Genomic DNA, 14802 nt, shown 5'->3' on the forward strand with positions numbered 1-14802 from the left:
TTTGTCCCCCGATCGGGGGACCCGCAATTCCACCCGCGGCGTCCGATCGGTGGATGTTTCCCACCCTTGACCGGATCTACATTCTTTTGTTATGTCCATCACGTTGGCCCCGGCCCCGGCGGAGAAAAGCCCGTTCGGCCGGTTGCTGTCGCAGGGCACGCTGTACACGGCGGGGATGCAGCTCAGCAACTGCGCGGTCGTGCTGCCGGTGGTCTGCGCGCACCAGGGCCTCGGCTGGGCGGCCGGGCTGATCTTTCCGGCGTACGGAATGGGCGCGCTGACGGGAAATTCGATCTCGCCGGCGGTCCTGCAGCGGTCGGGCCGGATGCGCCACCTGCTGCTGGCGGCCGTCGGGGCGACCGCGGCGGGCATGCTCCTGCTCGACGCTGTGATCCCCTGGACGGGCATGTTGACCGCCGCGGTGTTCCTGCTGACCTGCGTGGTCAGCGGCGTCGTCGTCGGGATCGGCTGCGTCGGCTACCCCGACCTGGTGTCCAACAAGCTGTCGGCGTCGCGGCGGGGCGAGTTGCTGCTGATCCAGGGGGCCATCGGGTCGGTGCTGGCCACCGGCGTCACGTTGTTGATCGTGCCGATGCTGGCGCACGGCAACCAAACGGCCTATCGCCGCGACCTGCTGTGGCTGGGCGCCGTCGGTCTGGCCGCGTCCGCCGTCGCGGCGCTGTTCGTCGGGCCGATGCGGTCGGCTTCGATCACCACCCGGATGTCCGTGCGGGACACCTACCGGCAGGGCTTCGCGGTCGCCGGGTCCCAGCCGTGGTTCCGCCGGTACGTGCTCACCTACCTGTTGTTCGCGCCGGTCAACCTGGGCACCTTCTTCTACACCCTGCGCGCCGCCCACCACCACGGCAGCCTGCACGTGCTGATCGTCCTGTCCAGCATCGGCCTGGTTCTCGGTTCGACGTTGTGGCGCAGGGCTTTCCGCATCTTCGGCGTGCGCGGCATGCTCCTGGGCAGCGCCCTGCTCAGCGTCGCCGCCGTCGTGCTGTGCATCGCGGCCGAGTCGAGCGGCCAGTGGTCCCACGCGTGGGCGTACGGCACCGCCTTCTTCCTGGCGACCGTGGCCGCTCAGGCGATCTTCCCCTCCGGCGTCTCCTGGATCAGTGTCGTCGCCGCCGAGGAGCACCGGGGGACGCTGATCGGCTTCGCCTCGACGCTGTACAACGTCGCGTCGGCGGTGCTGGGCGTCGCGCTCGGCGCGATCGCCCAACTGCACACCACGATCTGGCCGGACGTCCTCATGCTGACGTTGACGGTCGCCGCCGTCCTTGTTTCGCTGCGCGCGCCTGCGTCCGAGACGCGGCGGCCGGTCGTGCGTCGCATGCGCAGCGTGGCGAGCCCCGAGCGGCCCCTGGCGGCCATGGCGCCGGCGCTGAGCCTGCAGGCCGCCTAGGGCCGCGCCGGCTCCGGGGATTTGTCGGCGGGGGTGAGCAGCAGGGCGCGCACCAGGCGGCGGGCCCCGTAGGGTCGGAGCATCTGGCTGGCCGGGCGGGGTCGCACCCGTTGTGGCCACCAGAACCAGCGCCCGAGCAGCGCGGCGATGGACGGTGTCATGAAGGAGCGCACGATCAGGGTGTCGAACAGCAGGCCCAGGCCGATGGTGGTGCCGATCTGGCCGATGATCCGCAGGTCGCTGAACACGAACAGCGACATGGTGACGGCGAAGACCATGCCGGCGGCGGTCACCACGCCGCCGGTGCCGGCCATCGCGCGGATGATGCCGGTGTTCAGGCCGGCGCCGATCTCCTCCTTGAGCCGGGAGATCAGCAACAGGTTGTAGTCCGATCCCACGGCCAACAGCAGGATCACCGACATCGCCAAGACCAGCCAGTACAGGTCGATGCCCAGGATGTCCTGCCAGAGCAGGACCGACAGGCCGAAGGACGAGCCCAGGGATACCAGCACCGTCCCGACGATGACCAGCGCGGCGATCAGGCTGCGGGTCACCAGCAGCATGATGATCAAGATGAGGCTGATCGCGGCGACCCCGGCGATCAGCAGGTCGTAGAAGGCGCCCTCTTGGATGTCCCGGTACGTCGAGGCGGTGCCGCCCATGGAAATCGCGGCGCCTTGCAGCGGGGTTCCCTTGATGGCCTCTTTGGCCGCCTGCTGGATCGGCTCGACGCGGGCGATGCCTTGGGGCGTCGAGGGATCGCCGTCCAGGCCGATGATGAAGCGGGCCGCCTTGCCGTCCGGTGACAGGAACATCTTCAGGCCGCGCTGGAAATCCGGATTGTCGAAGGCCGACTGCGGCAGGTAGAACGAGTCGTCGACCTGAGCGGCGTCGAAGACCCGGCCCATCGCACCGGGGTCCTTGCTGTTCAGCTCCTGTTCCTTGTAGAAGGACACCAGGGTGCCGTGCCAGACGACCAGCATGTCGCGCATGATGGTCATCGTCGAAATCATCGGCAGCATTTGCGCCCGCATCTCCGGCAGGAGTCGGGTCAGGACGTCCAAATCCCCGACCAGGCCCTCCAATTTCTGGCTGAGCTGATCGACGTTGTCGAACGTGTCGAATACCGACCGGATCGCCCAGCACACCGGGATGTCGTAGCAATGCCGTTCCCAGTAGAAATAGCTGCCGATCGGCCGCAGGAAATCCGACAGGTCCGCGAGATGATCCCTGATGGTGTCGGTGATGTTCGACATGTCGTGGGTGAGGTGGTCCATGTCGACGGTGTTGTCGACGATCTGACCCATCAGGTCATACATGTGCTTCATGGTTTCGATGGACACGGTCATGGCCTGCTGCTGCACCACCATGTCGTCCAATCGGTCCTTCATGAATTGCATGTTCTCGGCATTGGAGACGCCTTGCATGCTGATGATGAAGGGGATCGAGGTGTGTTTGATCGACGTTCCCAGCGGGCGGGTTATCGATTTCACCTGCGCGATTCCGGGGCTATGAAAAATGGCCTTCGCGACCTTGTCCAAGACCAGCATGTCGACCGGGGTGCGCATATCGTGATCGGTCTCGAGCAGCAGCACATCGGGATTCAACAGCGCCTGCGAGAAGTGCCGAGCCGCGGCCCTGTCCCCGACCAGGGACGGCATGCTGGCCGGCATGAATCCACGCAGATCGTAGGTCGTGCGGTAACTCGGCAGGGCGAGCAACCCGATGAACGCCACCGCGCAGGTCGCCGCCAGCACCGGGCCGGGCCAGCGCACGATCGCGGTGCCCACCCGGCGCCACCGGCGGGTGGCCATCCTCCGCTTGGGATCGAAGAACCCGAAGAAGCTGGCGACGGTCAGCGCCGCCGGTCCGAGCGTGAGCGCGGCCAGCACGGCGACCAACATGCCCACCGCGCAGGGCGGACCGAGCGACTTGAAGTACGGCAGCCGGGCGAAGCTGAGGCAATACATGGCGCCGGCGATGGTCAGGCCGGAGCCCAGGATCACGTGCGCGGTGCCGTGAAACATGGCGAAGAACGCGGCTTCTCGGTCCTTACCCGCGTAGCGGGCCTCGTGGTAGCGGCCGAGCATGAAGATCGCGTAGTCCGTGCTGGCGGCGATGGCCAGCAGCGTGAGCAGGTTGACCGCGAAGGTCGACAGGCCGAAAACGTTGTGCGAGACCAGAAAACTGACCACGCCGCGAATCGCCCCCAGCTCGATCCCCACCATGGCGAGGACGAGGATCATGGTGATCACCGACCGGTAGATGAAGAGCAACATCGCCGCGACCACCACACCGGTGATCAGGGTGACCCTGGCGATGCTCTTGTCGCCGGCCTCCGATTGATCGGCGATCATCGCGGTCATGCCGGTCACATACGCCTTGAGCCCCGGTGGCGCCGGCGTGGTGTCCACTATGTGCCGCACGGCGTAGACCGAATTGTAGGCCGCCGTCTCGCTTTTGCCGGCGAGGTAGACCACGACGTAGGCGGCCTTGTCGTCGGGGCTTTGCGATCCCCCGGCCGTCAGCGGATCGCTCCAGAAGTCCTGGATGTGCGCGACGTGCTTGGTGTCGGCCGAAAGACGTTGCAACAGTTCGCTATAGAATCGGTGCGCGTCGTCGCCAAGGGGTTTGCGGTCCTCGAGCACGATCGTGGCGACGTTGTCGGAGCCGGACTCGCCGAACACCTTGCCCACGCGCTTGAGCGCCTGAATCGAAGCTCCGCCTGCGGGGCTCATCGAAACCGAGTGCGCCTTGCCGACCGCTTCCAGTTGCGGGATCGCGATATTGAGGACGGCGGTGAGCCCCAGCCACAACAGGACGATCGGCACCGCGAACCGGCGGATCTGCTGTGGAAAGGGCGGGCGACCAGCGGCCGGTGCGGCGGTTGTCTCGCTCATCCGGCATTGACCTGGCAGAAGGTGAGGGCTTTCGGTCCGGTCTCGGACCGCTCGTCCTTGGTCGCGCCGTTCACCATGATGCGGCAGCCGATCTCGCCGCCGTCGCTTTGCGCCAACAGATTGACGGTGACCGATGTCAGCGTCGTCGTCACCGTTTGCGACCACGGCAGCGGAATGTTTTCCAGGCGTTGCACGCGCGCGTCGGGATCCAAATAGGCGATCTTTGCGGTCGCGGCGGGGCCGAAGACTTCATAGGTCACGCGTTTCGGGTCGAACAATGGATCGTCGAGGTCGGCCTTGACCTGGACAACGGGGTGCCCATGAACGCCGAACATGCTATGGAGGCGATAGATACCGAATGCCGCGACACTGGCAATGGCGATGACGGCCAGCAGCAACCACATTCGCTTCACGGCTGAAGTGACCGAATTCATTCTTGCCCTCGCGCTTTGCCCCGGGTCGCAATAACAATTCGATGTTTGGTTGCGTTGGCGAGTTAGAGGCTACCGTCGGTGCGCTAAAGCATTGGGGGGTTTCAAATAATCGTTATGTGGCGTTGCCGGTCCGCGGTCAACGGTGCTGATGTTGCGGCCGGCGGTTCATCGCCCGCGCCACCATGATCAAACTGAACACGATGATCGTCCCGATGACGGCGACGCCCACCCGGACCGGCAGCGCGTCCGCCGAGGGAATGAGCGCGGCCGCCTCGGCGCCGTTGGCCTGCCGGTCGGCGGCGCCGTCGCGTTTGGCCGGCGCCAGCGAGGGGTCGGGTTCGATGAGGTTGCCGACCTGGGTGCCCTGCGGCGTGCTGAAGCCGTAGTCCAGCAGATGCGCCGCCTGCTCCCACGGGGCGATCGGCACCCGCGTCCCGTGCAGCAGCACCGCCATCAAGCGCCGGCCATTGTGGTTGGCGGCGCCCACGAACGTCTGGCCGGCGTCGTCGGTGTAGCCGGTCTTGCCGCCCACGGCGCCGGGGTACTTGTAGAGCAGCTGGTTGTCGTTCTCCAGCTCGTAGCCGGGATGGTCGCCGTGGCCGGGGAAGTCGAACGTCCGCGTCGCGACGATGTCCGCGAACGTCGGGTTCTGCCAGGCGTAGCGGTAGAACAGCCCGATGTCATAGGCCGACGTGCTCATGCCGGGCCCATCCAGCCCGGACGGCGTCGCGACCCGGGTGTCCTTGCCACCGAGCTTGGCGGCCAGCACGTTGATCTTCTCCACCGCTTGCTGCATACCGCCGAGTTGCATGGCCAGCGCGTGTGCGGCGTCGTTCCCGGAGTGCATCAGCAGCCCGTGCAGCAACTGGTTGACGGTGAACACCCCGCCCTCCTCGACGCCGACCTTGGTGCCCTCGGCGGCCGCGTCGTCGGCGGTGCCGGGCACCGACTTGTTCAGGTTGAGCGCGTTGATGGACGCCATCGCGATCAGCACCTTGATGATGCTGGCGGGGCGGTGGCGGCCGTGCGGGTCCTTGGCCGCGACCACCGCGCCGCTGTCCAGGTCGGCCACCAGCCACGCGTCGGCGCTGACGTCGGTCGGCAGCGGCGGCGTATCGGGCGCGGCGACGATGCCGCAGCTGCCCAGCGCCTCCCCACCGACCGGCTTCGGCGGCACCGCCAGCGGGATCGGCGGGTCACCGGCCTGCGGAACCTCCGACGAGTCGACCGCGGGCGGGGTGTTCACCTTGAAGGGGCAGTTGGCGGTAGCGGCGTTGGGCTCGGCGCCGGGCTCCGCGCTGGCGATCGGCGCGGCGACGGCCGCCGGAGCGGCCGCCACAAAAAGGGCTGCTGCCAGGCATGACGCGGGGCGTAGGAGGCTCATTATCTGAGCAGACTAGGCGATCGACAGCCCCATCCCGGGGAGCCGCGCTGTGGCTGCTGCGACAGGAGTTAAGAATCGACCGTCAGCTGGGCGGAGGGCGGCCGATTTCGCAGACCGTATCCGCTCGAAGTCCGGTTATCGCAGCTCAGAGGCCGGTATCGTGACCGGCCATGCGCGTACCGTTCGCGCCCGACGCCTCGACCCAGACGAACCCGTTCTGGCGACTGCTTTCCCAGGGCACGATCCACACCGCCGGGATGCAGCTGAGCAACGGTGCGGTCGTGCTGCCCTTCATTGCCGCCCACCACGGCCTGACCTGGGCGGCCGCGATGCTGTTTCCGGCGTACAGCATCGGCTCCATCGTGGGACACTCGCTGTCGCCGGCCGCCCTGCAGCGAGCGGGCCAGATGCGACACCTGCTGCTGGCAGCGCTGGCGGCCGCCTCCGCCGCACTGATCGTGTGCGACGCGGCGATCGCCTGGACCGGATTGTTCGCCAGCACGGTGTTCGTGGTGGTGTCCGCGGTCGGTGGAGTCGTCGTCGCGCTGTCTCGCGTCGCCTATCTCGACCTGATTTCGAGCAGGCTGTCCGACTTCCGGCGGGGTGAGCTGCTGCTGGTCAAGGGGGCCATCGGGTCGGTGCTGGCTACCGTCGTCGCTCTTGTAATCGTGCCGTTGCTCGCCCGCGGCAGCACGATGGCGTATCACCGCACCCTGTTGTGGCTGGGCGCCGCCGGACTGGCGGCATCCGGAATCGCCGCGCTGTTCCTGGGCCCGGTGCGGTCGATTTCGCCGACCACGCAGATGTCGTTTCGGGAGACCTACCGGCAGGGCTTCGGGGTCGCCCGGTGCGAGCCGTGGTTTCGCCGGTACGTGATCACCTCCCTGTTGTTCGCTCCCGTCAGCCTGGGCGCCACTTTCTACGCGTTGCGAACCGCCCACCAGGGCGGCGGTTTGCACGTGCTGGTCATCGTTTCCAGCATCGGGCTGGTCGTCGGTTCACCGGTGTGGACCAGGGTGCACCGGGTGTACGGGGTGCGCGGCATGCTGGTGGGCAGCGCCATCCTCAGCGCCGTCGCCGCCGCGGCGTGCATCCTGGCCGAGCTCTCCGGACAGTGGTTGCGCGTCTGGGTGTACGGCACGGTGTTCTTCCTGGCGACGCTCGCCGGTGCGGCCGTCGTCGCTGCCGGAATCTCGTGGATCAGCGCGGCCGCCGCCGAACAGCACCGCGGGACGCTGATCGGCTTTTGCTCGACGTTGGTTGCCGTCGTGTCGACGGTGCTAGGGGCGGCGCTCGGCGGAATCGCCCAGAGGCACACCGCGATCTGGCCGGTCGTCGTGGTGTTCGGGCTGTCCGCCATCGCGGCGATCGCGTCCCTGAGGGCTCCCCAGCCGGGGAACGCCGCCAAGCCCTACACTTGCGGCTATTCCAAACGATGGCTTGTGGTCTCGGCTGCGGGGTTCCCGCGGCGGTGGCGGTGCGCCCGGCCCGCGGCCACTGAAACAGCTGATCAAGCAGGCCGAGAAGGCGACGCAGGTTCGCCGCTCCGGGCTCGACCAGGTGTTGACCGAGCTGAAGGCGCATCGTGACGCCTCACCCGATGCCGAGGTGCGTTCCGCACTCGCCTGGCTCTGCAACGCCGTGGCGCGGTTCTCCCATGAGCCGACCGCCGCGCGCGGCCGCGAGGTGTCATTGGCCGCGTACGAGGTGAACCGGATACTGGCCGCCGGCTAGGCCCTGCGCGGGCCGTTCCCCCGACCGGGGGACATGCGATTTGTCCGGCGGTATCCGATCGACCGCAACCAACGTGCCGATGGCGCAGGGGTCTCGCCCGCGTAGCGCGCCTCGTGGTAGCGGCCGAGCATGAAGATCGCGTAGTCCGTGCTGGCGGCGATGGCGAACAGCGTGAGCAGGTTCGTGGCGAACGCCGAAAGCCCGAACACGTTGTGGTAAGCCAGGATAGCGACGACCCCGCGAATCGCGCCCAGCTCGACGCCGACCAGGACCAAGACCAAGACCAAGGTGACCCTGGCGACGCTCTGGGGCGGCTACACCTGGCTGAGCACGTCGCGCAGGATGGATTCGATGGTGTCGAACTCGGGCTGACCGCTGATCAGCGGTGGCGCCACCTGAACCACCGGATCGCCGCGGTCGTCGGCGCGGCAGTACAGGCCCGCCTCGAAAAGCGCTGGCGACACGTGGCCGCGCAACACCCGTTCGCACTCTTGGGCGCTGAACGTTTCCTTGGTCGCCTTGTCCTTCACCAGCTCGACGGCGTAGAAATAGCCCTCGCCGCGGACATCGCCGACGACGGGCAGGTCGTACAGCTTCTCCAGGGTGGCGCGGAACGCGGACGCGTGTTGCTTGACGTGATCGTTGAGGCCCTCGCGCTCGAAGATGTCCAGGTTGGCCAGCCCCACGGCCGTCGAAACCGGGTGTCCGCCAAAGGTATAGCCGTGCGGGAAGACGGTGGCGCCGTCATTGAACGGTTCGAACAATCTCTCGCTGGCGATCATCGCGCCAAGCGGGGAGTAGCCCGACGTCAGGCCCTTGGCGCAGGTGATCATGTCGGGCACATAACCGAAGTCCCCGATCTCACTGCTGCAGGCGAACATCGAGCCGATCCGGCCGAACGCGCAGATCACCTCGTCGGAGACCAGCAGCACGTCGTAGGAGTCGCAGATCTCGCGCACCCGGTCGAAATAGCCGGGGGGAGGGGGAATGGCGCCGCCCGCGTTCTGCACCGGCTCCAGGAACACCGCGGCGACGGTCTCGGGGCCCTCGAACTCGATGGCCTCGGCGATCCGGTCGGCGGCCCATCGGCCGAAGGCCTTGGGGTCGTCGGCGAACGGCTCGGGCGCCCGGTAAAAGTTGGTGTTGGGCACCCGGAAGCCGCCCGGCGTCACGGGTTCGAACGGTGCCTTGTACGCGGGCAGGCCGGTGATCGCCAGGGCGCCCTGGGTGGTGCCGTGGTAGGCGATCGACCGCGAAATCACCTTGTGCTTACCGGGTTTGCCGGTCAGCTTGAAGTACTGCTTGGCCAGCTTCCACGCGGTCTCCACCGCTTCGGTCCCGCCGGTGGTGAAGAACACCCGGTTGAGGTCACCCGGGGCGTAGCGCGCGAGGCGCTCGGCGAGCTCGATGGCGGTCGGGGTGGCATAGCCCCACAGGGGGAAATACGCCAACGTGCTCGCCTGCCGGGCGGCGACCTCGGCGAGTTCGGTGCGGCCGTGGCCGACCTGGACCGTGAACAGTCCCGACAGCGCGTCGAGGTAGCTCTTGCCGCGGTCGTCGAAGATCATCACCCCCTCGCCTCGCACGATGATCGGCGGCGTGATGCCGGCGCCGTGCCGGGCGAAGTGCAGCCACAGGTGCTCTGTCATGGTGTCTGCGAGACTAGCCGCTCGAGCTGCTGGCGCGGGCCCTTTATTCGCGGCGTTCCGGCGCTCGCCGTCGCCGCGGGTGTTGATGGCGCGGCTCCTTGCTCGCGCCGTTCCGGCGCTCGCCGTCGCCGCGCTAGGCTCGCGATATGACCGGGACCGAACAGGTCTCACAATTCGAAGCCCTGCGACCGCACCTCATGGCGGTCGCCTACCGACTCACCGGCACGGTCGCCGACGCCGAGGACGTCGTGCAGGAGGCGTGGCTGCGCTGGGACCGGCAAGACGCCGAGATCAGCGACCTGCGGGCCTGGCTGACCACGGTGGTGAGCCGGCTGGGCCTGGACAGGCTGCGCTCGGCCGCGCACCGCCGCGAGACCTACACCGGAAACTGGCTGCCGGAGCCGGTGGTGACCGGCCTCGACCGGGCCGACCCGCTGTCGGCCGTGGTTTCCCGCGAGGACGCCCGGTTCGCCGCGATGGTGGTGCTGGAGCGGTTGTCGCCCGATCAGCGGGTGGCCTTCGTGCTGCACGACGGGTTCGCGGTGCCGTTCGCCGAAGTCGCCGGCGTGCTCGGCATCAGCGAGGCCGCCGCCCGGCAGCTGGCGTCGCGGGCCCGCAAGGCCGTCAGCGCGGACCCGCCGCCCGAGCCCGACCCGTCGCACGATGAGGTGGTCGGCCGGCTGATGGCGGCCATGGCCGCCGGCGACCTGGACACCGTGGTCTCGCTGCTGCACCCCGACGTCACCTTCACCGGCGATTCGAATGGCAAGGCGCCCACGGCCGTTCAGACCATCCGCGGCCCGGCCAAGGTGGTCCGGTTCATGCAGGGCCTGGCGCAGCGGTACGGACCGGCGATGTTCACCTCCTACGAGCTGGGGCTGGTCAACGGGGAGCTGGGCATCTACACCGCCGGATTACCCGCTTCCGACGGGTATCGGGAGATGCTGCCGCGGATCACGGCGTTGACGGTTCGCGACGGAAAGGTCAGCGCCCTCTGGGATATCGCCAACCCGGACAAGTTCGCCGGCTCCCCGCTGCGACGGCCCTAGCACCGGCCGCGGCCCCCTCGCGTGGACTATCTCCTGGCCAGCCTCCGCGCGAGTCGAATCCCCTGCCGCGCGGTGAGGTGCGGTAGGTAGGCGCGGCTGATCGCGTTGCCGATCGCGGGCAGCGTCGACGGGTCACGGTAGGCCATGTAGAGGGGCCGGTACTCGGGCTGGAACTTGGCCTTGAAGCTGAGCAGCGAGCGAAACCCGTACACCGGCTCCAGCGCTTTGCCGGTGACGTCGAGGATGCGGTCCAGCGCCGTGACCTCCTGGCCCCGGGCCAGCCGGGCCAGCGGCGCCCCGGAGAGGCTGAGGAACTCCGCGCCCTCCTCCCGAAAGGTCTGTGCGGCAGAGGCGATCAGAAACTCCATCACGCCCTTGAAGGGGCTGCTGCCCCGCCTGCGCATGAAGTCCAGCGTCCAACCAACCGCGTGCCCGTCCCGGTAGACCGGCAACCAGCTGGTAATGCCGTGCACGATCCACTGCTCGTCCACGGCGATCAGGCAGCGCACGGTCGGGTCGTCGAGCTCGTCCAAACCGCCTAGCGTCCAACCCATCTCGGGCATGCCTTTGTCGGCCACCCATTCCTCGGAGATCACCCGGACCTGGTCGCGTATCGACAACGGCGCCTCCGGATAGCTCGTCCACTCGGCGCGGATGCCCTCCTTGGCCGCCTTGTTCAGCGCGGTCCGGATGTCTTGCCACTTCTTGCCTTTGAACTCCAGTTCGGCCAGCGGAATCACGGTGTCCTCGGCCACCTGCACCGCGTGCCACCCCAGCTCCAGCGCGAGGTCCCGCACGTCCTCGGTGACGCTGTACATGCATGCCGTCCAGCCGTTGCGGTCGCAGAACCGCCCGAAGCCGCGTATCGCGTCCCCCTGCGCACCCGGATCGCCCAGCGGCCCGCCTGTCGTCAGCGCCACGGCGGCCACGACGCGGTAGGCGAACGCCGCGCGCCCGTCGTCGGTGAACCAGTACACGTTGCCCGGCCAGGTGCTCATGTAGGCGAGCGAGGATCCGCTGTTGGCGACCATCAGCTCCCGCGCCCGGGTCCGTGCCACGTCGTCGACGACGACGCTGGCCCGCCAGAAGCTGATCAGCAACCCGGCCAGCAGCATCACCCAGAACACCGCGCCGCAGAACTCCCACGCCAGAAGGGCAAGCCCGCTGTTGGGCAGGAACTTTGCGCTGTGCGCCAGCTCGTAGGCCGGCGGCAGGTAGCGGGTGGGCAGGTCGGCCAGCAGGCGGGCGAAGTCCGGCGCGGGGTCGAATTCCTTGCGTTCCCAATAGGCGACCAGCAGGTAGCCGCCGGCGGTGAGCACGGCGGTGGCCGCCAGGCCCAGCCCCAGCCGTAGATAGGTAGCGCGTGGCGCGGTCACCGTGAACAACGGCCGGGTGAACAGCAACAGCGCGATCATCAGGCAGGGCACCACAATCGGCGCAACCAGGATCAGCGTGTCGTGAGCGAACGAGTAAGTGTCGTCCACGTCGTGCACGACAGATCCCGCGTCGGCCGCGTCGCGTGTCCACAAGACGGCGAACCAGGCGCTGCCCGCGACCAGCGCCGCGTTGAGCAGGAGCGCCAACCACCACGCGAAGCGGCGCCCGCGCCGCAACCCGACGGCGGCCGCCAGCAGCAGCAGCGCCGGCCCCACCGAGGTGATCGCCGAGCCCACACCGGTCCCGAGGGTCTGCGAGACCGCCAGCCGGCAGGCTTCACTCAACCCGGGGTCGGCACATATCTGCCGCATGCGCTCGCTGTCCTCGGCGGGGGAGGCGAACAGCGACTGCAAGATTCGCAGCGGGCCGTAGCCGGGGTAGGCGAGCCAGGCGCCGGTGGAGCCAAGCAGGGTCAGCAGAGGGCCGAACGCCGTCGCGGCAACCACCGTGCCCACCAGCACCCTGGACTCCGACCGTGAGGGGGGCGAGACGGCGGCACGCGCTTCGGAGCGGTAGAGCAGCCAGCCCAACAGCAGCCCGGTTACCGCACCGAAAACGCGCAGGACGTCGAGCAGCGTGCCCGAATACAGCGCGAACACCACGACGCCGCTGAACATCAACAGCCGCAGCCGGCGCCGCCACAGCGCCGACAGCTTGAACGTCATCACCACGGCGAGGCAAACCAGCGCCGGCGTGGTGCCGACCGCGAGCTCCTTGTCGAGGTTGGTCAGCCACGAGTCGCCGGTCCGGGACAGCAGCGCGACGGTGCCCACACCGAGCAGGCTGCTCAGCACCTGGCCGGCCGCGAGGAAGAGGGCGGTCCGGCGAGGACCGAGCAACCGCTCGGCCGGAACGCCCACGGCCAGCGTGAACAGCGTGGCGACCATGTAGGCGGCCAGCGACACGTTCCAGAGTCCGGCGGTAAACGGGGTCCACCAGAAGCCACGCTCCAGCTGGGATGTGCCGATGGCGACCTTCGATACGAGGCCGTGCGGCATGCCCGGCGAGTTCTCGGTGTTGTTCGACCACACCGACCACGCGTGGGTGAAAGCGCCGAGCCCCCACAGCGCGACAACCAGCCCGACGGTCACCGGCGACTGCCGCAGCAGCGCGAGCGCCCGCCGCGCGTTGTGCTGCACGACGGCGCGCTTGTCGAGCACCGTCGTCGGTTGATCGAGCACCGCGGCGGTCATTGGGCCAGCCCCGTGCGCGTCGCGAGCCAGGGAATCGCCGCTTCGAAGGAGGCCCGGAACACGGCGAAGGTGTGCCCGCCGGGAAATTCCCGCCACTGCACCTTCATGCCGGCCTGCCGGCAAGCCACGTAGATCTCCTGCTGCTGGGGGTTATAGACCCGGTCGTCGGAGCCGGCCGTGATCAGCGCGTTGGTGTCGGGATACTGCCGCTTGGCCATGATGTCCTTCGGTGTGACGTTGTTGTACGCAGCCTCGTCGCCGTTGAACAGCTTGGTGACGATTTCGGCGTGGCTGGTCAGGATCGGCTCGCGCTGGCCAGACATGTCCACCAGGTTCGGAAAGGTCTGCGGGGCGCGAAGGGCTACCAGCAGCGAGCAGGTGCCGCCCGACGACAGGCCGCCGATCGCCCACTGGCGGTGGTCCCGGCTCACTTGCAGGTTCGCCGACACCCAGCGCGGAAGGTCCTCGGCCAGGTAGGTCTGCGGCGTTCCCCACGTGGAGTCCACGCAGCTCGGGTTGTTTTCCGCGACACCTTGCTGGTCGGCCATCACCACCACCGGGGCCAGGCCCTTGTGCTGCGCGGCGAACTGGCCGAGCGCGTCGTCGACGTGCACCTTGTCGATCCAGTCGCGCGGCGCTCCCGGGTCGCCGGGAAGCAGTACGAGCACGGGCAGTTCGGGCCTCGGGTTGGCCAGGTAGGCGGGCGGCAGGTAGATCAGCGCCTCACGCGGCGTGAACCGGCCCGAGGCCGGAATCGACGCCTTCACCACCTGACCGTCCGCGGGCATGTTCGCGGGAGGCTGCCACAGCTGTTCGAGCGTGCCGCCTGCCGACGCGCGCACGGCGCTGGGCTGGCTCGAGGTGACCGAGGAGAGGTCGCTGACGGGGTGCAGCAGCGGGTTGACCAGCTTGCGTGCGGTGGTGAACGCCGCGTAGTGGATGTTGGCCTGCGCGCCGATCATGAGGACCGACCACAGCACGCCCAGCACCATCAGCGCGCGTGCCGGCCAGCCGGACCGACGCATCCTGGCAGCCGACAGGCATAACACCAGGGCGGCGAACCCGCCCCAGGCGAACAGCGGCCACGGGATGATGTCCGGGTAGGGATGCCAGCGGTAGTTCACCGTGAAATAGCCGGCCACCGCAACGAGGACCGCGATAACCACGCTGAGCGGTACGGCGCGCAGCCACCACTGGCGCCCACGCCTCCACAGCAGCGCGACCAGGAGGCAAAGCACCGACACCACGAGCAGCGCCTGCGCCGGGAAGTCGATCAGCGACCAGTCCAAGGGTGACTTCATAGCTCTCCCGTTTGGCTTCGCGCTCATTGCCGCAGCCTGTATGCCGCGCCCCGTAAGCGGCCCTCGTCCGTCGTGGCCGGTGCGACGGTGCCTGTCGAAGAGCCGACCGGGCCATCGTCGTCCCTGGCTGCGGGGCAGGCGACCTGGGAGTAATGGCTGTATATCACGACGGGTGAGCGGTTTTCGGAACTCTGCCGAAGTTTCACCGGCCGCTCTTTTCGCACGCGAACGGCAGGGACGGCGGGCTATGCCTTCAATGTCGCGCTGCCCGGACCGGGCGACCGCTGCGGCCGCCGCGGGCGACAACCGG

9 protein-coding genes and 2 pseudogenes are annotated in these 14802 nt (G+C 68.2%); 4 read left to right on the forward strand and 7 right to left on the reverse strand.

Annotation, left to right across the window (positions count from 1 at the left end):
• The first annotated feature begins 91 nt into the window (after nt 1-91).
• Nucleotides 92-1411 (forward strand): MFS transporter, encoded by a 1320-nt coding sequence (locus tag BRW65_RS21445; RefSeq protein ID WP_073878051.1) that lies wholly within the window; start codon nt 92-94, stop codon nt 1409-1411.
• On the opposite strand, the gene BRW65_RS21450 is transcribed toward BRW65_RS21445, so the two are convergent.
• The 3 genes from BRW65_RS21450 to BRW65_RS21460 form a co-directional block, all read right to left on the reverse strand.
• The gene (locus BRW65_RS21450; protein ID WP_073878053.1) at nt 1408-4311 is read right to left on the reverse strand and encodes an RND family transporter; all 2904 of its coding nucleotides are present in this window, start codon (nt 4309-4311) and stop codon (nt 1408-1410) included. The two genes, BRW65_RS21445 and BRW65_RS21450, sit on opposite strands and share 4 nt — an antisense overlap.
• Nucleotides 4308-4745, reverse strand: coding sequence for an MmpS family transport accessory protein (locus BRW65_RS21455; RefSeq protein WP_073878055.1), 438 nt, complete (start codon nt 4743-4745; stop codon nt 4308-4310). The genes BRW65_RS21450 and BRW65_RS21455 overlap by 4 nt, the downstream gene beginning before the upstream one ends.
• A 136-nt stretch (nt 4746-4881) precedes the next feature.
• Complete coding sequence (locus BRW65_RS21460) at nt 4882-6129, reverse strand: D-alanyl-D-alanine carboxypeptidase family protein (RefSeq protein ID WP_073878057.1); 1248 nt, start codon at nt 6127-6129, stop codon at nt 4882-4884.
• Nucleotides 6130-6299: 170 nt separating this feature from the next.
• On the opposite strand from BRW65_RS21460, the gene BRW65_RS32035 reads away from it, so the two are divergent.
• Nucleotides 6300-7718, forward strand: coding sequence for an MFS transporter (locus BRW65_RS32035; RefSeq protein WP_208611904.1), 1419 nt, complete (start codon nt 6300-6302; stop codon nt 7716-7718).
• Nucleotides 7627-7863, forward strand: a complete 237-nt coding sequence (locus BRW65_RS21475; RefSeq protein WP_208611905.1) for a hypothetical protein — start codon at nt 7627-7629, stop codon at nt 7861-7863. The genes BRW65_RS32035 and BRW65_RS21475 overlap by 92 nt, the downstream gene beginning before the upstream one ends.
• A gap of 92 nt (nt 7864-7955) precedes the next feature.
• Here BRW65_RS21475 and BRW65_RS21480 read toward each other — a convergent pair.
• Both BRW65_RS21480 and BRW65_RS21485 read right to left on the reverse strand, forming a co-directional pair.
• A pseudogene (locus tag BRW65_RS21480) lies at nt 7956-8156 on the reverse strand (MMPL family transporter); the annotation flags it as partial.
• Between the two features lie 21 nt (nt 8157-8177).
• A pseudogene (locus tag BRW65_RS21485) lies at nt 8178-9533 on the reverse strand (aspartate aminotransferase family protein); the annotation flags it as partial.
• Nucleotides 9534-9658: 125 nt separating this feature from the next.
• Here BRW65_RS21485 and BRW65_RS21490 point away from each other — a divergent pair.
• Nucleotides 9659-10561 carry a sigma-70 family RNA polymerase sigma factor gene (locus BRW65_RS21490; protein WP_073878067.1) on the forward strand — a complete coding sequence of 301 codons (903 nt, stop codon included), beginning with the start codon at nt 9659-9661 and terminating at the stop codon, nt 10559-10561.
• Between the two features lie 26 nt (nt 10562-10587).
• On the opposite strand, the gene BRW65_RS21495 is transcribed toward BRW65_RS21490, so the two are convergent.
• The gene (locus BRW65_RS21495; protein WP_073878069.1) at nt 10588-13191 is read right to left on the reverse strand and encodes a phosphatidylglycerol lysyltransferase domain-containing protein; all 2604 of its coding nucleotides are present in this window, start codon (nt 13189-13191) and stop codon (nt 10588-10590) included.
• Nucleotides 13188-14492 (reverse strand): alpha/beta hydrolase, encoded by a 1305-nt coding sequence (locus tag BRW65_RS21500; protein ID WP_073878071.1) that lies wholly within the window; start codon nt 14490-14492, stop codon nt 13188-13190. Before BRW65_RS21500 ends, BRW65_RS21495 begins: the two co-directional genes overlap by 4 nt.
• Nucleotides 14493-14802 lie beyond the last annotated feature (310 nt).

This window comes from Mycobacterium paraffinicum, from assembly GCF_001907675.1.
Classification (GTDB): Bacteria; Actinomycetota; Actinomycetes; order Mycobacteriales; family Mycobacteriaceae; genus Mycobacterium; species Mycobacterium paraffinicum_A.